We start from the raw sequence: 19,276 nt of genomic DNA on the forward strand, positions 1-19,276 counted from the left end.
CGGTCGAACTTGGCAAAGTGTTCCCCGCGCCCGCGGGGATGAACCGCGCCAGCAAGAGGCAGCCCTGGCCGTGCTGGCGTGTTCCCCGCGCCCGCGGGGATGAACCGGGCATCCGCTCATTTCGACGCTCCCCTACGTCGTGTTCCCCGCGCCCGCGGGGATGAACCGGATGGTGAACTCGCGGGGCGCTGAGGGTTTCCGTGTTCCCCGCGCCCGCGGGGATGAACCGCTGCGTTCCCTGCGACCGCCAACGGCGGCGGCGTGTTCCCCGCGCCCGCGGGGATGAACCGACGGTCATCAACACCGACTGGGGCCGACCCTAGTGTTCCCCGCGCCCGCGGGGATGAACCGGTCACGCCCCTGGCTACCCAGACCCTGCCCATGTGTTCCCCGCGCCCGCGGGGATGAACCGGTGCTGATCCTCGCGCAGGAGCACTTCAACCAGTGTTCCCCGCGCCCGCGGGGATGAACCGTGCTGATCCCGTGAGGCGGCCCGTATCTTCCGGTGTTCCCCGCGCCCGCGGGGATGAACCGGCGACCTGAACATGCCGCCTGAATCCGATTACGTGTTCCCCGCGCCCGCGGGGATGAACCGGAATTTAAGCCCGAATCTTTAGATTTGCCCGAGTGTTCCCCGCGCCCGCGGGGATGAACCGTCGCTCGGCTTGGCTGTCCATCCGTAGGTTGCGTGTTCCCCGCGCCCGCGGGGATGAACCGGCCACTCACCTGGCTGCGCATCTCAACAAGAGGTGTTCCCCGCGCCCGCGGGGATGAACCGCCAAGCTCCTGCTGGGCAAGCTCGGTATCGCTGTGTTCCCCGCGCCCGCGGGGATGAACCGTCAGCGAGCGGCGGTGATTGCCGACCGTATCGGTGTTCCCCGCGCCCGCGGGGATGAACCGGCGAGCACCGCGGTACCGCCGTCCCAGCCGTAGTGTTCCCCGCGCCCGCGGGGATGAACCGCGGTGGAGCGTGGCTTCGCCGATCAACTCGCCGTGTTCCCCGCGCCCGCGGGGATGAACCAGTTGGCCAACGAGCGGGCGCAATATTCTCGCTCGTGTTCCCCGCGCCCGCGGGGATGAACCGCACGTCCATGTCATCAACATCACGGGCAACCAGTGTTCCCCGCGCCCGCGGGGATGAACCGCAGTTACGTGGATTCGCCCGGCACTTCCTGGAGTGTTCCCCGCGCCCGCGGGGATGAACCGCCCGTGGCCCTGGTGGAGCGCATGCTGACCAAGTGTTCCCCGCGCCCGCGGGGATGAACCGACGATGAAAGCCGAGGCCGTCGCCCGCTTCCGGTGTTCCCCGCGCCCGCGGGGATGAACCGGCCTCCAGCGCCTCGGCCTGGCCCTCGCCCTTGTGTTCCCCGCGCCCGCGGGGATGAACCGGTGGCCGAAGCGGCCAAGGCGCTGCTCGGCAGGTGTTCCCCGCGCCCGCGGGGATGAACCGTGCTGACCGACGTCAACGACACCATCGCCCGCGTGTTCCCCGCGCCCGCGGGGATGAACCGCACTGGGGCGCGGCGACGAACGCCGCCCAGCAGTGTTCCCCGCGCCCGCGGGGATGAACCGCCGGCACGCGGGACAGCGGCAACAAGATCCTGGTGTTCCCCGCGCCCGCGGGGATGAACCGCCGCGCTGGCCGACTTTTTCCGACGCAAGGGCGTGTTCCCCGCGCCCGCGGGGATGAACCGCTAATCTAGGGATTTTATTTCTGACAGTATGAGTGTTCCCCGCGCCCGCGGGGATGAACCGTCGGTCCACCCTTGCGGCCACCCCATTAGCCAGTGTTCCCCGCGCCCGCGGGGATGAACCGCCAAACCACTCGCTCCCGCTGCTGTTCGCTTCGTGTTCCCCGCGCCCGCGGGGATGAACCGATTGCCAGTCGCTCCACCGGTCAGGCGTTTGCGTGTTCCCCGCGCCCGCGGGGATGAACCGGAAAATGGGTGCAAATGTGTGCATTAGGTGAGGTGTTCCCCGCGCCCGCGGGGATGAACCGACGTTGAGCTCCAGGATGCCGGTCATGTCCTGGTGTTCCCCGCGCCCGCGGGGATGAACCGGCGTCGAGAAATAGGTCTGCCGCCACTTCTTGGTGTTCCCCGCGCCCGCGGGGATGAACCGGTCGTCCAACTCATCGACCGTGACGGCCTGATGTGTTCCCCGCGCCCGCGGGGATGAACCGGCGTCGTCCGTCGTGACTATCCGCGTCGTGCCGTGTTCCCCGCGCCCGCGGGGATGAACCGGAGCTGAAAGCCGCCGAGGCGACAACGTATGAGTGTTCCCCGCGCCCGCGGGGATGAACCGGCTGGCCCGCGGCGCCAGGTCAAGGACGTGACGTGTTCCCCGCGCCCGCGGGGATGAACCGATGAGGACCGATTTTGCGATAGTTGCCGCACCGTGTTCCCCGCGCCCGCGGGGATGAACCGATCCCCGACTGCCCCGCGGCGTACTGAATCGCGTGTTCCCCGCGCCCGCGGGGATGAACCGGCGTCGTGGCACGCCATCTAGGCGTAGAGATTGTGTTCCCCGCGCCCGCGGAGATGAACCGCGCATGAGCATGAGCCACAGCCAGCTCTCGCTGTGTTCCCCGCGCCCGCGGGGATGAACCGTGGTGCCGGGAGGGTGTGCTTCCGGCCAAGAAGTGTTCCCCGCGCCCGCGGGGATGAACCGGAACTGCCGCAGGTCCCGTTCATCGAGGGTGAGTGTTCCCCGCGCCCGCGGGGATGAACCGTCTCTATGTCGGAAGCACTACAAGCGCATGCTGTGTTCCCCGCGCCCGCGGGGATGAACCGCCCAGGGCGAGGTAGATCATGGCTGCCTCCAGGTGTTCCCCGCGCCCGCGGGGATGAACCGCTGCACCCGCTGGTCGAGGCCATGCGCAAGAAGTGTTCCCCTCGCCCGCGGGGATGAACCGTACGGCGCCCGCGTGTGGCTCGAGCACATGCGGTGTTCCCCGCGCCCGCGGGGATGAACCGGCGTACCTGGAGCTGGCGCGGGAAGCGCTGGAGTGTTCCCCGCGCCCTCGGGGATGAAACGACCGACGACAGCTGCCGCCTGTTCTTCGTCAAGTGTTCCCCGCGCCCGCGGGGATGAAACGAGCAGGCTTAGTTTGGCTGGCCACTTGCTTCTCCACCCCACCCCTTGGTCTGGGTCGGAAGTTAGGGCGCTAAACGTTATAGTGCAAGCCGAGAGTATCGCTGCTGCTGGCGGAGATCTGGCATGGTCATGTCGTTCTACCTTTCCCCTCGCTACCGGGTGTTGTTGGCCGGGGTGTTCAGTCAGATCCTATGCATTGGTGTGGCGCGTTTCGCCTACACCCCGCTGCTGCCGCTGATGCAGCAGCAAACCTGGCTGAGCGATGCCCAGGGCGGCTGGCTGGCTGCCCTCAACTATGCCGGCTACATGCTCGGCGCGCTGGCCGCGGCCTCGATCCACAGTATCCGGCTGAAGGACACCCTGTACCGCCTCACCCTGGTGCTGGCGCTGCTCTCCACGGCAGGCATGGCGCTGGCCGACAGTTTCTGGCTGTGGGCAGCCATGCGCTTCGTGGCCGGCTTCTCCAGCAGCGGCGGCATGCTGCTTGCCTCCGGGCTAATCCTCCACTGGCTGATCAGCCATCGGCAGCGGGGCGAACTCGGCATCCACTTCGCCGGGGTGGGCCTGGGCATGCTGCTGGCAGCCCTGGCGGTGGAGCTGATGCTGCGCGCTTCGCTCGACTGGCAGGCGCAGTGGTGGGGCTTTGCCGCCCTGGCCGTGCTGCTGCTGGTGCCCGCCTGGGGCTGGCTGCCGCGGCCTGCCGAGCCGGTCGCGGGCAGCGGTGGTGGGGCCCGCCAAGCCGAGCCGCCCAGCCGTACCTTCATGCGGCTGATGCTGGCCGCCTATTTCTGTGCCGGTTACGGCTATGTGATCAGCGCCACCTTTATCGTCGCCATCGTCGAGCGCGAGCCGCTGCTGGCGGGTGCCGGTAACTGGACCTTCGCCCTGGTGGGGCTGGCGGCGGCGCCCGCGGTGATGCTGTGGGACCTGGTCGCGCGCTGGATCGGCTACCTCGGTGCGTTGATCGCCGCGATGGGCCTGCAGGTGGTGGGAATCGTGCTGCCGGCGGTCACCGACAGCCTGGCGGGCGTGCTGGCAAGCGCGGTGCTCTACGGCGGTACCTTCCTGGGCTGCGTGAGCCTGGTGCTGACCATGGCCGGCCGGCTCTATCCGCAGAGCCCGGCGCGCATGATGGGGCGCATGACGCTGGCCTATGGTGCCGCCCAGATCATCGCCCCGGCGCTTACCGGCATGCTTGCCGAAGCCACCGGTCATTACGATACCGGCCTGGGGCTGGCGGGTGGCTTCGTTGCCCTGGGAGCGCTGCTGCTGATCTGGCTGCGCCGGGTGGACCAGACCGCCCAGCGGCTGGATGCCGAGGCGAAGGTGGCGCCAACGGGTTGATGCCCGGACGGGTTGATGGCGGGCGCCACTTTCGCTGTGTCACCCGCCCTTAGTTGCCAAATTCCTCTGTGTCGATCTCGGCCTGCAGCGCTTCGCTGTAGCGTGCGCCTGCCACCTGCTCCGGCGTCAGCAGGGCGTTCAGCCGGGCGAGGGCCGCCGGTTCCAGGCGCAGCGGTGCAGCGGCCAGGTTCTCTTGCATGTGGGCAACGGAGCGGGAACCAGGAATGGGGATCACATCGTCGCCCTGGGCCAGCAGCCAGGCCAGAGCGAGCTGGCCGGTGGTCAGCTCCTGTTCATGGGCGATGGCTTGCAGGGCTTCGAGCTGGCGCAGGTTGTGCGGCAGGTTCTCGGGGCTGAAGCGCGGCATGCCGCGGCGCACGTCGCCCTCTACCAGGCTTGCGGGGTCGGTCACTGCACCGGCCAGGAAGCCGCGGCCCAGCGGGCTGAATGCGACAAGCGCGGTGTCGGCTTCGCGGCAGGCGTCGAGCAGGGCGATCTCGGGGTTACGGGTCCACAGTGAATATTCCGACTGCACGGCGGCAATGGGGTACTCGCTGCGGGCACGGCGCAGGGTGGCGGCAGAGATCTCCGAGAGCCCGATGGCGCGCACCTTGCCTTCCTCGACCAGGCGCCCTAGTGCGCCGACGCTCTCTTCGATGGGCACTTGGCGGTCCAGGCGGTGCAGGTAGTAGAGGTCGAGATGATCGGTGCGCAGGCGTGCCAGGCTGGCTTCGCACTGGCGGCGCAGGGTCTCGGGACGGCCATCGATCACCTTCTTGCCCTGTTCTGGGTCCATGGCCATGCCGCACTTGCTGGCCAGCACGAGTTCGTTGCGCTTGCGGGCCAGGGCCTTGCCGACCACTTGCTCATTGGCGGTGCCACCGTAGAGGGTGGCGGTATCGAAATGGCGATAGCCCATGTCGAAGGCGGCGTCGAGCGCGCGCAGAGCTTCGGCCTCGGGCAGCGGGTTGCCGTAGCCGTGGGAGAGGTTCATGCAGCCCAGGCCAACGGTAGGCGAGGCCACTTCTTTGAGGCGATTGAAGAAGAACGACATGCGGGCTCCGGCACAGGGGGGAGTCTTTATCATGCCGAGCCGGTCGCGGGGCTGGCAAGCCGGGCCAAGATTTGGCGCTGATGCCACTTGGTAGGCGAACACGGCGACTCCCCAGGGTGGGCCGGGGAGTCGTCGGTGGGTTACTGCATCAGCGTCTTGATGCGGTCGAGGTACTCGCGGCCGTTCTCGCGCACGCGTTCCTGCTCCTGGCCTTCGGCGCCGGCATTGACTTCCTGCACGTGGTCGCGCATCACGTCGAGCTCTTCGTCGATCTTGGCCAGGGCATTCTCGATGGTTTCGGTGAGCTGCTGGATAATGGCCATGTCTTCATTGGTCAGCTCCTGCTTGCGCAGCAGCACATCCAGCAGGTCATTGCGAAGCTCAAGGGCGTCAACCGCTTGCTTGAGCGTGTCGATGGATTGTCCCTCTGCCTCTTCTAGCTGCTCGATGAGACGATCGTCGTCCCTCGGTTCCTCTTCGGCGTGGGCGATACCGAGCGTTAACAAGGCAGCAAGGCATGTCGCAAGAAGCATTTTCATCGCTAGGCTCTCCTTGGCATTTCATGGGTACTTCTCAAGCTAGTTGAAATTCATACGGTTACAAGCGCTTTCATGGTGACGAATCGCAGCGAGCCCATCACGACGCCGGGTGCGATTGCGGTATCCTGTCGAGATGACGACTCAGAGGGTTTTCCCATGGCAGATTCCACGTCTTTTCAGCGCGCAATGGCCGAACTCGACGCCCTGCATGCCGCCGACCCGCGGCGTGTCGAAGTGGAAGGCGCAAGCCTGCCGCATGAGTTGTGGCACGCGGGCCGCATGAGCGCCTGGCTGGCCAGGGTGGTAGAGGCGCCGAGCGAGCTGGTGCAACTGGCGGTGCGTTCACAGCACCTGCAGCGCTGGGAGGTGCCGCGCCATGACTATCCTGAAGGGCGCGTCGGCTACCTGACCTGGCGGCGCGACCAGGGCCGGCGGGCGGGCGAAACCACGGCGCGGGTCATGCAGGAGGCCGGCTACTCGGCCGAGGAGGCGGCCGAGGTGGCCGGCATGATCCGCAAGCAGGGGCTGGGCCGCGACCCGGGCGCCCAGGCGGTGGAGGACTGCGCTTGCCTAGTGTTCCTCGAACACTACTTTGCCGATTTTTCCCGCCAGGTGGAGCGCGACCACCTGGTGCGCATCGTGCAGAAGACCTGGGGCAAGATGTCGCCCCGTGCGCGGGAGCTGGCGCTGACGCTGCCCATGAGCGATGAAGCGCGGGCCGTGGTAGAAGACGCCCTGGCAGGGTAGCGCCCGGCGGGCCTGTCCGACCCTGCCTCGCCTAGCGCAGGGGGCAGGGACAGGGATGGAATAGGGGCAAGAGTAAGGGCAAGAGGAATCAGGGCACCAGGGTCTGAGCGGCTTCCAGGTAGGCGGCGCCGTGGGTCTGCACGCGCTCGAAGTCGCCGGTTTCCGAGCCCTGATGCACTTCCTCCAAGGTGAAGGCCATGGCTTCCACTTCTTCCTGAATTTTCTCCAGCGCGTTTTCCAGGGTGTAGGTCAGTTCGTGGACGGTGCCAAGGTCCTGCAGGCTCAGCTCGTCCTGAGCCAGCAGCTGTGCCAGCTGCTGGTTGTAGCTGGAAAAGTTGGCGACCGCCTGGCTCAGGGTATCGGCAGGCTCACCCTTGAAGTGGGCGGTGTCGGCGTGGGCGGTGGCAAGCAGTAGGCCAGACAGCAGGGTGGGCAGCAGGGCTTTCATTAGGCGGGCTCCTTTCTTGAGAATGATAAGCGTTAGTTGATATAGCACCTGCCTACGACGGCGACAAGATCGCAAGTTAACGAGAATGAGTTTTCTTTCTATGCATTGACAGGGATCACGGCGGCAGCTAGATTTCGATAGATAATGATAATTGTTATCATTAAAGAATCGAGACGGAGGTCGCCATGCCTTACAGCATCAACACCACCCTCAGGGGCGCCAATCCCAGCCTGCAGATCTGCGATGCCTCGTCCGGTTCGGTGCGGCTGGCGTGGGAGTATCCGCGCCACGACCCGAGCCTGCCCGCCGACGAGGCGGCGCTGCTGCAGCTGCGCCGTGAAGAGGCCATCCATGATCTGTTCCGGCGCCTGTTCTTGCTGACCACCGAGCAGTACCTCAAGGGCGAACTGCAGGAGCCGGCGCTCCCTTCTTCCGCCGCGCGCCGTTCAGGCCAGCTGTAGCGTCAGGGTGTGCGTGGTTTCACAGGGTTTGCCGTGGCGCAGGGCCAGGCGGCGCTCATGCAGCGCCATCACCACGCTGAACAGGGTTTCCATGCGCTCCTCGGCGGGCTGGTCGGGGTTGAAGTGCCGGCAGATCGCCAGCGGGGCGTGGTGGTGATCGCTGAGGATCTCGAACAGGGCCGCCTCTTCGAGCGGTTCCTGCAACGGGGTGTGTTCGGCCAGCAAGGCATCGAGCCGTGCCAGGCGCGGCCGTGAATCGGGGCGCGGGAAGTCCTGCACCGGGCAGGCCACCTCGGCGGCATAGAGGTGGTTGGTATGGCTGACCGCGCCCTGCCGCGGTGCGATTCGTCCGGGTTCGCCGGGCTGTACTTCCAGGCCCATGGCTTCGCCGTCGGCGCTTGCCAGCAGGAAATGCGCGGGCGAGCAGACCCGGTCGTGGGTCGCCACCGCCAGCGCGCTGGGTAGGTCGGGGCTTTCCAGAATCTTGCGCAGCGCGACGTGGATCGGCAGGCCCTCGCCACAGGTCCGTGAGCGAATGGCGTTGAGGCATACGCCGATCCCGGCGGCATTCAAACCGATCTTTGCGACCATGCCGGCCTCGCCCACGCTGACCAGTTGCGGGGCCGTTTCCCCTTGAATATGCAGCACCACCACGTTGTCGAGCTGGTCGGCGCGCCAGTCCCAGTTCTGCGCCAGCCACTGCTGCCCCTGGCCTTGCAGCGCAAAGGCCGAGCAGCCGCCGCTGGCCTGGGTCAAGGCGATCTCGCTGCGGCAGTTCAGCACCAGGATGTCGAGAAACTCGACCCCGGCGCCGCGGGCGATGCCCTCCATCTCGTCGAGAATGGCGGGAAAGCCCTTCTCGATCATGCCCTGGAAGGGTTCGGCCTGGCGCCGCGCCGCCGCCCAGGACAGGCCCACGAAGTCATGGAACAAGCGTGAATAGACCGCCAGGCTGCGGTGAATGAGCGGCCGATGCTGGCGACCGTGGGCTTCGCCGATCTGCTGCCGGCTGCCGGCAAGCCGGGTGACGCTGAGTGGAGAGGGCTGGGTCATGACGGTTCCTCGGTCTGGAGCATATGCAGCAAGCCTCGGCCAGGGAGGCGCATTTCGGCAAGGGGGCGTGCACCCGGCAGCGTTGAAAGCCTTGGCCTTCCGAGCGGCGGCTTTTCCATGATGATCAATACGTTGGCGAAGCAACGGCGGATAGATCGTTAGTATGGGGGGCTTGTGTTTTGGCGGCGAGGCTTCCAGATTGAGCAGGTGGCCTTTCATCAGTGACCCGACGTGATTTACCCCAAGTATTCAGCAGAGTGAGAAGAACAACCATGAAGAAAAGCGTTTTGGCGATGGCAGTTGCGGCGTCCAGCGTGGCGTTCGCCGGCGCGGCGCAGGCGGAAGTGAAGGTCGGCTTCATTGGCGGCTTCACCGGTCCGATCGAAAGCCTGACTCCGCCGATTTTTGATGGTGCCCGCCTGGCGGTGCAGCAGATCAATGAGCAGGGCGGCCTCCTTGGCGGGCAGACGCTGGTCATGCCCAGCGCCGATACCACCTGCAGCGATGCCTCAGCGGCGTCCAACGCGGCCGACCGCATGGTCAATACGGAGAACGTCACCGCCATCGTCGGCGCGCTGTGCACCGGCGCTACCGTGGCGGCCGCCAACAGTGCCGCCATTCCCGGTGGCGTGGTGATGGTGTCGCCGGCCTCCACCGCGCCTGCGGTGACCGAGCTTGACGACAATGACCTGGTGTTCCGTACCGTGCCGTCGGATTCCTATCAGGGCGAGATCCTGGCCAAGCTGATGCTCGACAAGGGCTTCGACGAGGTGGCCGTCACCTTCGTCAACAACGACTACGGCCGCGGTCTGTCGGATGCCTTCAGCGCTGCCTTCGAAGAGGGCGGTGGTACGGTAGCCGAGAACCTGGCCCACGAAGACGGCCGCGCCGACTATCGCTCCGAGCTGGGCTCGCTCTCCTCCAGCGGCGCCGAGACCCTGGTGGTGCTCGCCTACGCCGACGGCTCGGGCCAGACCATTCTGCGCCAGGCCTACGAGAGCGGAATGTTCACCCAGTTCGCCGGAGCCGACGGCATGGTTGGCGACCGCCTGGTGGAAGCCGTTGGGGCGGACGCCCTGGCTGGCATGATCGCCACGCGTCCGGGCAGCCCGGAACTGCCCGGCACCGAGATCTTCACCCAGGCCGCGCAGGAGGCCGGCTTCGACCCCAGTGCGGTGTTCGCCGCCCAGGCCTACGATGCCGCCTTCCTGCTGGCGCTGGCCATCGAGCAGAACGGCAGCGCCGCACGCGAGGGGCTCTCCGAGGCGCTGCGCAGCGTATCGTCGGCGCCGGGTGAAGTGATCCTGCCGGGGGAGTGGGAGAAGGCCGTGGCGCTGATCGCCGAAGGCACCGAGATCAACTACGAGGGCGCCTCGGGTAGCCACGAGTTCGACGAGAACGGCGACGTGCCGGGCGTAGTGGTGGAGATGGTGGTCGAGGACGGCGCCTTCGTCAGCAAGGGCCTGGTCGACCTCTAAGCACTGACGCAACGAGCACAAGAAGAGAGGCCCCGGCGGGATTTCCCGCCGGGGCCTCGGTCTTTCTAGTGGTTGGCGCCGGGTCTAGTCATGATGCTTGACCTTTTCCGGCAACAACCCATTCGGTGCAAAGCGCAGCACCAGGGTAATCAGCAGGCCGATCACGAACACCCGCGCCTGCAGCGCGCGGCTCTCCAGCCCGCTTGGCGGCTCCCAGCCGAACCAGCCTTCGCCGATGAATACCGCTCCCTGCATCACGAATAGCGCCAGCGGCTCGGACATCAGCCAGATGATATACACCGCCACCGCGCCGAAGATGGTGCCCAGGTTGTTGCCGGGGCCGCCCAGGATCACCATCACCAGCACCAGGAAAGTGTGGTTCAGCGGCAGGTAGCCGTTGGGGTCGAAGATGCTGTTGAACGAGGCCAGCGCCCCGCCGCCGATGCCCATCAGGATGCAGCCCAGCACGAAGATCTCCAGGCGGCGCTTGTTGATGTCCTTGCCCATCGCCGCGGCGGAAACCTCGTTGTCGCGGATGGCGCGGATCATGCGGCCCCAGGGGGCGTGATAGGCGCGGTGCAGCAGGAAGAAGATCACCGCGATCATGACCGCCGTGACCGAGAGGTAGAGCGCCCGGGCCAGGGTGAAGCCCAGCTCGCTGGGGCCGGGCGTGGGCCACGGCAGCGGCGACACCGTGGCGGTACCGCGGGTGAGCCAGTCGGAGTTCTTGAGGAATGCCTTGATGATCTCGGCGATGCCCAGGGTGGCGATGGCCAGGTAGTCGCTGCGCAGCCCCAGGCAGATATGCCCGATGAAGTAGCCGACGGCGCCGGCCAGCGCGCCGCCGACGATCCAGCCGGTCCAGGCGGGCAGGCCAAAGCCGCCGATGAAGCCGGCGCGGGACTGGATCTCGCTGGTCACGTCGCGCAGCATGCTGATCACCACCAGGTAGAGCACCACGGCCAGCACCACGGCGATGAGCGTGCGCAGTGTTTTCGGCACGCCCAGCCTGTCGAGCCGGGTGGCGCCGAATACCAGCATGGCCGCCGCCGCGCCATACAGCAGCACGCGGCCCAGCTCGCCGGGTAGCTCGGTGCCCCAGAAGGCGTCGTTGACCGGCACGCTGAACAACATGGCGGAGAAGCCGCCCAGCGCCACGAAGCCCATCACGCCGGCGTTGAACTGGCCGGCATAGCCCCACTGGATGGTCAGGCCCAGGGCCAGGATGGCGTAGCAGGAGGCTTCCACCAGCATGCGCGTGCTGTAGGCCGTGCCCATCATCAGGTAGATGACGAGGATCACCGCCAGCAGGGCGCCGAACAGGACGATTTCTCGCAGCGGGAAACGGGAGGGGGCCGCAACGGTGTCTTCGCGGCGCTCGATACGTGGCGTGTTCATCAGATCACCTTCCCCTTGAAGATGCCGGTGGGGCGCCATACCAGGATCGCCACCAGGATGAAGAAGGGCACCACGATCTTGTACTCGGTGCCGACGAAGGCGAGGTTGCGCGGGATCTCGAGCCACGCCGGAAGCAGGTGCTGGATGGGCCGCAGCAGCACCGCCCAGTTGAACACCGCCAGGGTCTCGGCGAAGCCCACCACGAAGCCGCCGGCAATGGCGCCGTAGGGGTGACCCACGCCGCCGACGATGGCTGCGGCGAAGATCGGCAGCAGCAGGAAGAAGCTGAGGTCAGGCTTGAAGGTCACGTCGAGCGACAGCAGCGTGCCGGCGATGGCGGCCAGGCCGCCGGCGATCACCCAGGTCACCGTGACGATGTAGTTGGTGTTGATGCCCGAGGCCCGCGCCAGGTCGGGGTTGTCGGACATGGCGCGCATCGCCTTGCCCAGCCGCGAGCGGTTGAGGAACAGGTGCAGCCCCACCACGCAGGCGACGGTCAGGATGAACAGGATGATCTGCGGTTCGGTAATGATGATCGGCCGGGTGGCCAGCTCGAACGGCACGTCGAGGCGGTAGATCGTCTTGCGCTCACCGGCCAGGTAGAGGTTCTGGGCGCTGGTGCCGGCGAACAGGCGAATCAGCCCCTGCAGCATCAGGGTCACGCCCAGCGAACCGATGACGATGACGATGGGCTTGACGCCGTGGGCGCGCAGCGGCTTGTAGAACACCTTGTCGATGCCCACCGCGAGCAGGGCGGTAAGGACCATGGCCAGCGGCAGCATGACCACCGGCGTGGGCAGCCCCACCGCACCGCCCACGCCGGGGAAGGCCAGCGTCAGCAGCAGCACCATGAAGGCGCCGAAGGTCATCATGTCGGCATGGGCGAAGTGGGCGAAGCGCATGATGCTGAAGATCAGCGTCACGCCGATGGCGCCGATGGCGTAGATCGAGCCGGTCACGCTGCCGGCGATGATCACGTTGTTGATGAAGAAGACCAATTCGTTCACGACTCACTCTCCAGTACGGCTCCGGGCTCAACCGCCCAGGAAGCTCTTGGCCACGTCCGGGTCGGCGAGCAGGGCGGCGCCGGTGTCGGTGAAGCGGTTCTTGCCGGCGGCCAGCACGAAGCCCTTGTCGGCGATCGCCAGGGCCTGCTTGGCGTTCTGCTCGACCATGAGGATGCCGACGCCGGCGGCGTTGATCTCCTTCACCCGCTCGAAGATCTCGTTCATGTAGAGCGGCGAGAGGCCGGCGGTGGGCTCGTCGAGCAGCAGCAGCTCGGGCTCGGCCATCAGCGCGCGGCCCATGGCGACCATCTGGCGCTGGCCGCCGGAGAGCTCGCCGGCGGGCTGGTGGCGCTTGTCGTAGAGCGGCGGGAAGAACTCGTAGACCTTCTTCAGCATGCGCTTGACGTTGCCCGGCTTGAGGAAGGCGCCCATCTCCAGGTTCTCCTTCACCGAGAGGCTGGGAAAGACGTTCTTCTCCTGGGGCACGAAGCCCATGCCCTTCTGCACCAGCTTGTTGGGCGGCAGGTTGTGGATCGGCTCGCCGCGCAGCAGGATCTCGCCCTGGCTGACGGTGAGCAGGCCGAACACGGCCTTGAGCATGGTGGATTTGCCGGCGCCGTTGGGGCCGACGATCACGCCGATCTCGTCGGCCTCGATGGTCATGTTCACCCCGTTGAGGATGTTCATGCCGCCATAGCCGCCGTGCACGTCGCGTGCTTCGAGTAGTGGCATCTTGGGTTCTCTGCGCTGTCGTTGCTGTTCTTCTTGTCGGGCTGCACAGCCTGCCGGGCCAAGCGGCGCCGGCGCTCGGGCCGGAGCCCTTCAGGAGACGTTGGAGCCCTTCAGGTGACGTTGTCCAATCAAGCCACGTTGGAACCAAAGTAGGCTTCGATCACCTGGGGATTGTTCTGGATCTCCTCGATCGTGCCCTCGACCATCACGCTGCCCTGGGCCAGCACGATCACCGGGTTGCACAGCCGCGCGATCATGTCCATGTCGTGCTCGATGACCAGGAAGGTGTAGCCCAGCTCGCGGTTGAGCCGCTCGATGTTCTCGACCAGGTCGCCCAGCAGGGTGCGGTTGACCCCGGCGGCGATCTCGTCGAGCAGCACCACGCGGGCGTCGGTCATCATGGTGCGGCCCAGCTCCAGCAGCTTCTTCTGGCCGCCCGAAAGGTTGCCGGCCAGCTCGTTGCGCACGTGGTGCAGGCCGATGAAGTCGATCACCTCGAGCGCCTTGCGACGCACCTCGGCCTCCTCGCGGCGCACCACGCCGGGCTTGAGCCAGGCGTCGAACAGGCTCTCCCCGGCCTGCTTCGGCGGCACCATCATCAGGTTCTCCAGCGCGGTCATGTGGGAGAACTCGTGGGCGATCTGGAAGGTGCGCAAGAGCCCCTTGTGGAACAGGGCGTTGGCGGGTCGGTTGGTGATGTCCTCGCCGTCGAGCAGGATCTGGCCGCTGTCGAGCGGCAGGGCCCCGGCGATGATGTTGAACAGCGTCGACTTGCCCGCGCCGTTGGGGCCGATCAGGCCGGTGATCGAGCCTTTCTCGACCTGGATGGAGCAGTCGTTGATGACCTTTAGACCGCCAAAGGCCTTGTAGACGTGCCGGACGTCGATGATGGCAGCCATAGCGTTGTGCCCAGTTCCTGTGCGGAGTAGTGTCATGTGCCCCGTGGCGCGCCGTCGGCGTGGCCCGGGGCATCTCGTCTTGGGCCCGCCGTGGGCGGGCCGTGCTGCGTTGGTGCTGTATCGGTGCTGCGGGTGCCGACGGGCGTCAGCGCTCCTGTTCGTTGCTGATCAAAAAGGTGCGGCCGGCGGCAAAGGCGCCGACGATCACCAGCGCGCCGATGGTCGGGACCAGGTAGCCGTCGATCTGCGGAATGCTGCGCAGGAACACGAAGGCCACCGCCGCCGGTGCCACGAAGCGCACCAGGAAGCGCCACAGGCGGAACCAGGTCTCGCTGGTGCGCATCTCCTTCATCACCTCGGAATGGGTCAGCGCCCAGCCGGCGAACAGTGCGATCAGCAGGCCGCCCAGCGGCATGAAGATGTTGGTCAGCAGCTCGATGAAGTCGAAGGCGCTGCGTCCGAACAGGGCGTGGAAGATCGTGCCTTCGGCCCAGATGTTGAAGCTGACGACCGTGAGCAGGCCCAGCGCCCAGCTGGCCACCACCATGGCGAACACCGCCTGGGGGCGGGTGAGGTCGAAGCGCTCGACCAGGAAGGCGGCCACCGGCTCGATCAGCGAGATCGAGGAGCTGATGGCGGCACCCAGCACCAGGATGAAGAACACGCCGCCGATCAGTGCGCCGAAGGGCATCTCGGCGAAGGCCAGCGGCAGGGTGACGAACATCAGCCCCGGGCCGGCCCCGGCGTCGAGCCCGGCGCCGAACACCAGCGAGAAGATCGCCAGCCCTGCGACCATGGCCACGGCGGTATCGACGAAGGCGATGGCGAAGGCGGTTCGGCTCAGCGAGACCTCGCTGGACATGTAGGCGCCGTAGGCCATGATCGCGCCCATGCCGAGGCTCAGGGTGAAGAACGACTGCCCCATGGCCTGCAGCCAGCCTTCGAGGCTCAGGTCGGCCAGGTTGAAGGTGAACAGGAAGCTTGCTGCCGCGGCGAAGTCGCCGTTGACGATGCCGTAGCCCAGCACCACCAGCAGGATCACGAACAGCGCCGGCATCATGATGCGCAGGCCGCCCTCGATCCCCTTGTGGATACCCATGCCCACGATCAGCCCCGAGGCGATGATGAACAGGGTGTGATAGAGCGTGAGCAGCCCGGGAGAGGCCAGCAGGGCGTCGAAGCCCTCGCCGATGGTGGCGGCATCGGCACCGGCCAGGCTGCCGGTGAACATTTGCCAGGTGTAGTGGATGGCCCACCCGGCAATCACCGAATAGAAGCTCAGGATCAGGAAGGCTGAGGCGGCGCCCAGCCAGCCGATGGTTTCCCAGGCCCGCGAGGTATTGTGGGTGCGGGTGAGGAAGCGCATGCCCATGATCGGGCTCTGCCGGCTGGCGCGGCCGAGCATGGTCTCGGCGATCAGGATCGGGATGCCCACGGCGAAGATGGTGATGGCATAGACCAGGATGAAGGCACCACCGCCGTTTTCGCCGGTGAGATAAGGAAAGCGCCAGAGGTTGCCGAGCCCCACCGCGGAGCCGACCGCGGCCAACAGGAAGGTGCCTTTGTGTGTCCAGACGTTATGCGTGCTCATTATGCTTCCGAAGAGTCGTTTTGGGCCTTGTGGGCCGTTCGGATGGCCGTTTCCGCATGGGGGTGAACGGCGGGGTACACTGTGCGATAGAACCCGCTTCCTGGCCAGTGCTAAAGCGTTAAGCCTGCGTTGGAGGCGGCAGGTGACCGGGCCTGGGGATCATGGAAGTCACCGCGCCTCTTCCGGCTCGTCGGGGCGCTCCTTGCCACGCGGCTCGAAGGCACGCCGGTCGTCCGGCAGGCGGACGGTGTCGCCCAGGCACAGCTTGCCGAGCTGGCGCCGCCGTGTGCCGCTGTCCGGCTCGATGATCGCCACCACGTCGCCGATGCTGGTGTCGTTCACGTAGGCCTCGACCCGCACCCGAACCACCTTGCCCTGGTAGCGTGCCGAGAGGATGTCGCCGCGTCCTGGCGGCGAGGCGCTGCCTGGCTGCTGCTCGAAGTGGCGCATCACGCTGTCGCTGCCCGGGTCGTCCCATTCTACATGTCTGTGCATGGTGTCTCCTCGCGGGAATAACGGGGTTTTCTGCAGCGTAGTCGGCTTTGTCGCATGGCTGGAAGCCTGATGTGGGGGAAGGGTGCCGCCGCGTGGGCGTGGTGCGGTTGAAGGAAACGGGGAGGGGGTATTGCAGCGAACTGCATAAGGCCGGGTGCAGGCAGCCGGGCTGCCTGCACCCGGCTGGCCAGGGCGTTGCGAAGTGGAGGCCGGCTAGGAGGCCTGCCTGGCGCCCAGGTCGGGCGAATAGCGTGCTTCGTCGTGGCAAGCGATCAGGTCGGCGCCCTCCCGCTCGACCCGTTCGGACATCGTCAGCCAGGTGTCGCCGAGCTCGCCTTCGTAGAGGCGAACGACCTCCACCCAGCCCTGGAAGGGCATGCCCTCGGCCTCGGCGGGCTCGGGGGCCGTGCGCAGCAGCCCAAGATCGGTCGGCCAGGTGTTCTTCAGCGCCTGGAGCTCGCCGACCGTGTGGCTCTGCCGCCCGTTCATGCGTGCCTTGACGGCGCCATCCGGTTGGAAACTGAGCTGGATGACGGCCCGCTCCAGGGGGGCCTGCGCCTGCTGCCAGTCGCGGGCCTTGAAGCCCAAGTCGGCGAAGGTGATCGCCTGCTGCCGGGAGGGCGTGGTGAAGCGCACCTCCAACTGCTCGGCGTGGTTCTTGCCGATCCACAGCTGGGTGTTGGAGGTCGGATCGCTGGCCAGGATTGCGGCTTCGCCCTCGCCCTTCCTGCTAGAGGCCCAAACGGCGACGAGTTCGAGGGTGAAGCCTGCACCGACGAGCCGCGGAGGCAGCTGGCCCAGGGTGTTTTGGGTCAGGGAGCCGCGGTAGGAGTACAGGCACGCCGGCGACCACACCTCTTCCTTGCTGTGGGCGCTGTCGGCCGTCACGCCCGGGTTGTCGTAGTAGACGTACAGCTCGAGGTCCCGCTCGGGATCAATGACCGGGATCTTCACGTGATGGCGCGAGTCGAGCCGCTGGCCGTGGTCGTAGGCCGCCAGGCCGGTGTGATAGTCCAGGTAGTTCACGTAATGGCCATAGAGCCAGAACAGCGGCAGCTCAGGGTGCCGATTCAGCGGCACGATGGGCCGCGAGTGCGCCTTGCCCTGCTCGTCACGGGTGATCCGCTCGCGTTCCCAGCGCTTGCCGTTGTCGGGCGTGATGTACTTCCAGATATGGCGCGTGGGCTGGCGGAACATGGCGTGCTCTGCCTGCTCGGGCTGTACCAGCGAAAGATAGGCGACGGAGACATCGGTAGTATCGAGAATGAAGCCGCCTGAATAGCGGCGCTGGCCGGTGCAGCAGGGGTCGGCCTCGGTGGCCATCCGGTGGTTTTCCCACTGGCTGCCATTCCAGTAGGCGTACCAGTAGTCGTGCGTCTGGTAGGAGCGCTCGCCCTTGGCCTCCCCGGCGTAGACATTGAACAGCCCGGCAAGCCGACCCTGGGTATCGACGGCGATGTCGTAGACCCAGGCTTCGCCCGCGGCGGTGGTGCCGTCATACACCTTGGTGGCCTGGGCCGGCGTGAACGGCAGGCAGCCGGCATCGCCGATCAGACCACCGTCGCTGCGGTGGTAGGTGCCGGCGGCATGGTCGTAGTAGGCATGGTAGATGGAGGTATGGCTCCACTCGTCGGGGTGCGCATCCGAGAAGAAAAAGTGGATCTTGTTGCCTTGCTGAGCCGTGACCAGGTAGGGCGAACGCTTCTCCTCGTCAATGAAGCGCACCGGATCGCTCCAGGTCTCGCCGCCGTCGTGGGAGATGACGAAGGTGGGGTTTCGGCTCAGCCCCGACCAGGTCCGCAGCGGGCGATATTGCCGCCAGAGGGTGCCGTCCGGCAGGGTGTAGAGGTTCACGTAGGAGTAGGAGGGCTGGTAGGGGTCGGGGCATTGGGTCCCGGTCAGCTTCGCCCAGGCGCGTCGGGCATAGCGCTTCAGGGGGTGGTTCTCACGCCTGGCGATGGCCTGCTCCTGGGTGAAGGGAATCTCTGCCTGCCACGACGAGATGTCTTCCGGCTCGGTGGAGATCCGCGTCCAGCTGTGCTCGGTGCTGTGTTCGCCGTAGATCACCACGATGCGCCCGTCCTTGCGCACGGTGATGGCGGGGTTGTTGTGGTCGTCCCACCAGCGGCCGCCGGCGCTCTGTTCATGGGAGCGGAGCTGGTGATGCATCCACTGCCGGGTTTCGTGATCGAAGGCGCTGATCCACCAGCCCTGGTTGGTGGTGTAGTAGGCCACGTAGGTGCGGTCATGGCGATCGACGTGGCGCACCGCCCTGGGGTCGCTCCACAGGGTCCAGACCGCCTGGTCGCGCAGCAGCCGCTGATGCACGACCCGCTCGTGCGACAGCGGCGTAACGCCATCGCCGGCGGTGAAGAGGATGTCCCTGCCGTCCGCTCGGGCGTGCTGTGCCAGCTCAGCTTCATGTTCCAGATCGACCAGCAGCGTGAAGTCCTTCAGTGCGCCTTCCAGCTTCTCCCTGGGCACCGTGATGCGCTTGCGCCGTTTCCAGGCCGGGTTCAGCCAGCTGTTGGCAGTAGTCGGCAGGATGCAGCCAACTCTTTCCTTTTGATTCACCATGCAAAATCCTTGTCGCTTGTGTTGCGCTATTGCAATGTCGCTGCAGGGGTATTGACGCCAAGTTGTATCGCGCACGTCTATTTACAGCCTCCACTTGAATTGTTTCATTGAGCGGAGTTTGATCGGGTGTCCAGGCGTGATCCCACGTCTGCGCCACTTAGTCGAGCGAGATAAAATTGGCCTTGCGCCGGGTGCATTCAGATACGATGCGCGTTGCAGGTCTTGGCTGGCCATCCTTGTGGTCGCATTCCATTTCCTGCCCTTTTAATGGAGTCGCTAATATGGTACGGCGCAGAATCTTGCCCTTGTAGGCAGCGAGCCACTGTACCGTATCGACATCGCTATTGTGCTTTTTAT

15 protein-coding genes and 1 CRISPR repeat array (1 of these 16 running past the window's edge) are annotated in these 19,276 nt (G+C 66.2%); of the genes, 4 read left to right on the forward strand and 11 right to left on the reverse strand.

The window, feature by feature from the left end:
• A CRISPR array of direct repeats spans window positions 1-3,097; the repeat unit is 29 nt; unit sequence GTGTTCCCCGCGCCCGCGGGGATGAACCG; it begins 1,935 nt to the left of the window's first position.
• A gap of 122 nt (window positions 3,098-3,219) precedes the next feature.
• On the forward strand, window positions 3,220-4,440 hold the full coding sequence (locus ACT7B3_RS01400) for a YbfB/YjiJ family MFS transporter (protein WP_445156620.1): 1,221 nt from the start codon (window positions 3,220-3,222) through the stop codon (window positions 4,438-4,440).
• Between the two features lie 49 nt (window positions 4,441-4,489).
• On the opposite strand, the gene ACT7B3_RS01405 is transcribed toward ACT7B3_RS01400, so the two are convergent.
• Both ACT7B3_RS01405 and ACT7B3_RS01410 read right to left on the reverse strand, forming a co-directional pair.
• Window positions 4,490-5,494, reverse strand: a complete 1,005-nt coding sequence (locus ACT7B3_RS01405; protein ID WP_445156621.1) for an aldo/keto reductase — start codon at window positions 5,492-5,494, stop codon at window positions 4,490-4,492.
• Between the two features lie 140 nt (window positions 5,495-5,634).
• Window positions 5,635-6,033, reverse strand: coding sequence for a DUF6746 family protein (locus ACT7B3_RS01410; protein ID WP_444678643.1), 399 nt, complete (start codon window positions 6,031-6,033; stop codon window positions 5,635-5,637).
• Between the two features lie 156 nt (window positions 6,034-6,189).
• Here ACT7B3_RS01410 and ACT7B3_RS01415 point away from each other — a divergent pair, with 156 nt between their 5' ends.
• Complete coding sequence (locus ACT7B3_RS01415; protein ID WP_444678642.1) at window positions 6,190-6,780, forward strand: DUF4202 domain-containing protein; 591 nt, start codon at window positions 6,190-6,192, stop codon at window positions 6,778-6,780.
• An 88-nt stretch (window positions 6,781-6,868) separates the two neighbouring features.
• On the opposite strand, the gene ACT7B3_RS01420 is transcribed toward ACT7B3_RS01415, so the two are convergent.
• Window positions 6,869-7,228 carry a DUF6746 family protein gene (locus ACT7B3_RS01420; RefSeq protein WP_445156622.1) on the reverse strand — a complete coding sequence of 120 codons (360 nt, stop codon included), beginning with the start codon at window positions 7,226-7,228 and terminating at the stop codon, window positions 6,869-6,871.
• 185 nt (window positions 7,229-7,413) lie between these two features.
• On the opposite strand from ACT7B3_RS01420, the gene ACT7B3_RS01425 reads away from it, so the two are divergent.
• Window positions 7,414-7,689 carry a hypothetical protein gene (locus ACT7B3_RS01425; RefSeq protein WP_444678640.1) on the forward strand — a complete coding sequence of 92 codons (276 nt, stop codon included), beginning with the start codon at window positions 7,414-7,416 and terminating at the stop codon, window positions 7,687-7,689.
• On the opposite strand, the gene ACT7B3_RS01430 is transcribed toward ACT7B3_RS01425, so the two are convergent.
• Entirely contained in the window at window positions 7,675-8,742 is a 1,068-nt protein-coding gene (locus ACT7B3_RS01430) for a C45 family autoproteolytic acyltransferase/hydolase (RefSeq protein ID WP_445156623.1), read from the reverse strand. The two genes, ACT7B3_RS01425 and ACT7B3_RS01430, sit on opposite strands and share 15 nt — an antisense overlap.
• 272 nt (window positions 8,743-9,014) lie before the next feature.
• On the opposite strand from ACT7B3_RS01430, the gene ACT7B3_RS01435 reads away from it, so the two are divergent.
• Complete coding sequence (locus ACT7B3_RS01435) at window positions 9,015-10,220, forward strand: ABC transporter substrate-binding protein (RefSeq protein ID WP_445156624.1); 1,206 nt, start codon at window positions 9,015-9,017, stop codon at window positions 10,218-10,220.
• An 84-nt stretch (window positions 10,221-10,304) separates the two neighbouring features.
• On the opposite strand, the gene ACT7B3_RS01440 is transcribed toward ACT7B3_RS01435, so the two are convergent.
• The 7 genes from ACT7B3_RS01440 to ACT7B3_RS01470 all read right to left on the reverse strand — a co-directional run bounded on the left by ACT7B3_RS01440 (window position 10,305) and on the right by ACT7B3_RS01470 (window position 18,919).
• A complete protein-coding gene (locus ACT7B3_RS01440; RefSeq protein ID WP_444678638.1) occupies window positions 10,305-11,618 on the reverse strand; it encodes a branched-chain amino acid ABC transporter permease in 1,314 nt (437 codons plus the stop codon).
• Window positions 11,618-12,625, reverse strand: coding sequence for a branched-chain amino acid ABC transporter permease (locus ACT7B3_RS01445; protein WP_444678637.1), 1,008 nt, complete (start codon window positions 12,623-12,625; stop codon window positions 11,618-11,620). Before ACT7B3_RS01445 ends, ACT7B3_RS01440 begins: the two co-directional genes overlap by 1 nt.
• A 27-nt stretch (window positions 12,626-12,652) precedes the next feature.
• On the reverse strand, window positions 12,653-13,357 hold the full coding sequence (locus ACT7B3_RS01450) for an ABC transporter ATP-binding protein (protein ID WP_444678636.1): 705 nt from the start codon (window positions 13,355-13,357) through the stop codon (window positions 12,653-12,655).
• Window positions 13,358-13,485: 128 nt separating this feature from the next.
• Window positions 13,486-14,256, reverse strand: coding sequence for an ABC transporter ATP-binding protein (locus ACT7B3_RS01455; RefSeq protein WP_444678635.1), 771 nt, complete (start codon window positions 14,254-14,256; stop codon window positions 13,486-13,488).
• Window positions 14,257-14,401: 145 nt separating this feature from the next.
• Entirely contained in the window at window positions 14,402-15,847 is a 1,446-nt protein-coding gene (locus ACT7B3_RS01460; RefSeq protein ID WP_444678634.1) for a sodium-dependent transporter, read from the reverse strand.
• Window positions 15,848-16,015: 168 nt separating this feature from the next.
• Window positions 16,016-16,342 carry a hypothetical protein gene (locus ACT7B3_RS01465; RefSeq protein ID WP_445156625.1) on the reverse strand — a complete coding sequence of 109 codons (327 nt, stop codon included), beginning with the start codon at window positions 16,340-16,342 and terminating at the stop codon, window positions 16,016-16,018.
• 213 nt (window positions 16,343-16,555) lie between these two features.
• Entirely contained in the window at window positions 16,556-18,919 is a 2,364-nt protein-coding gene (locus ACT7B3_RS01470) for a BNR-4 repeat-containing protein (RefSeq protein ID WP_445156626.1), read from the reverse strand.
• Between the last annotated feature and the right edge of the window lie 357 nt (window positions 18,920-19,276).

It is taken from the genome of Halomonas sp. E14 (assembly GCF_052568415.1).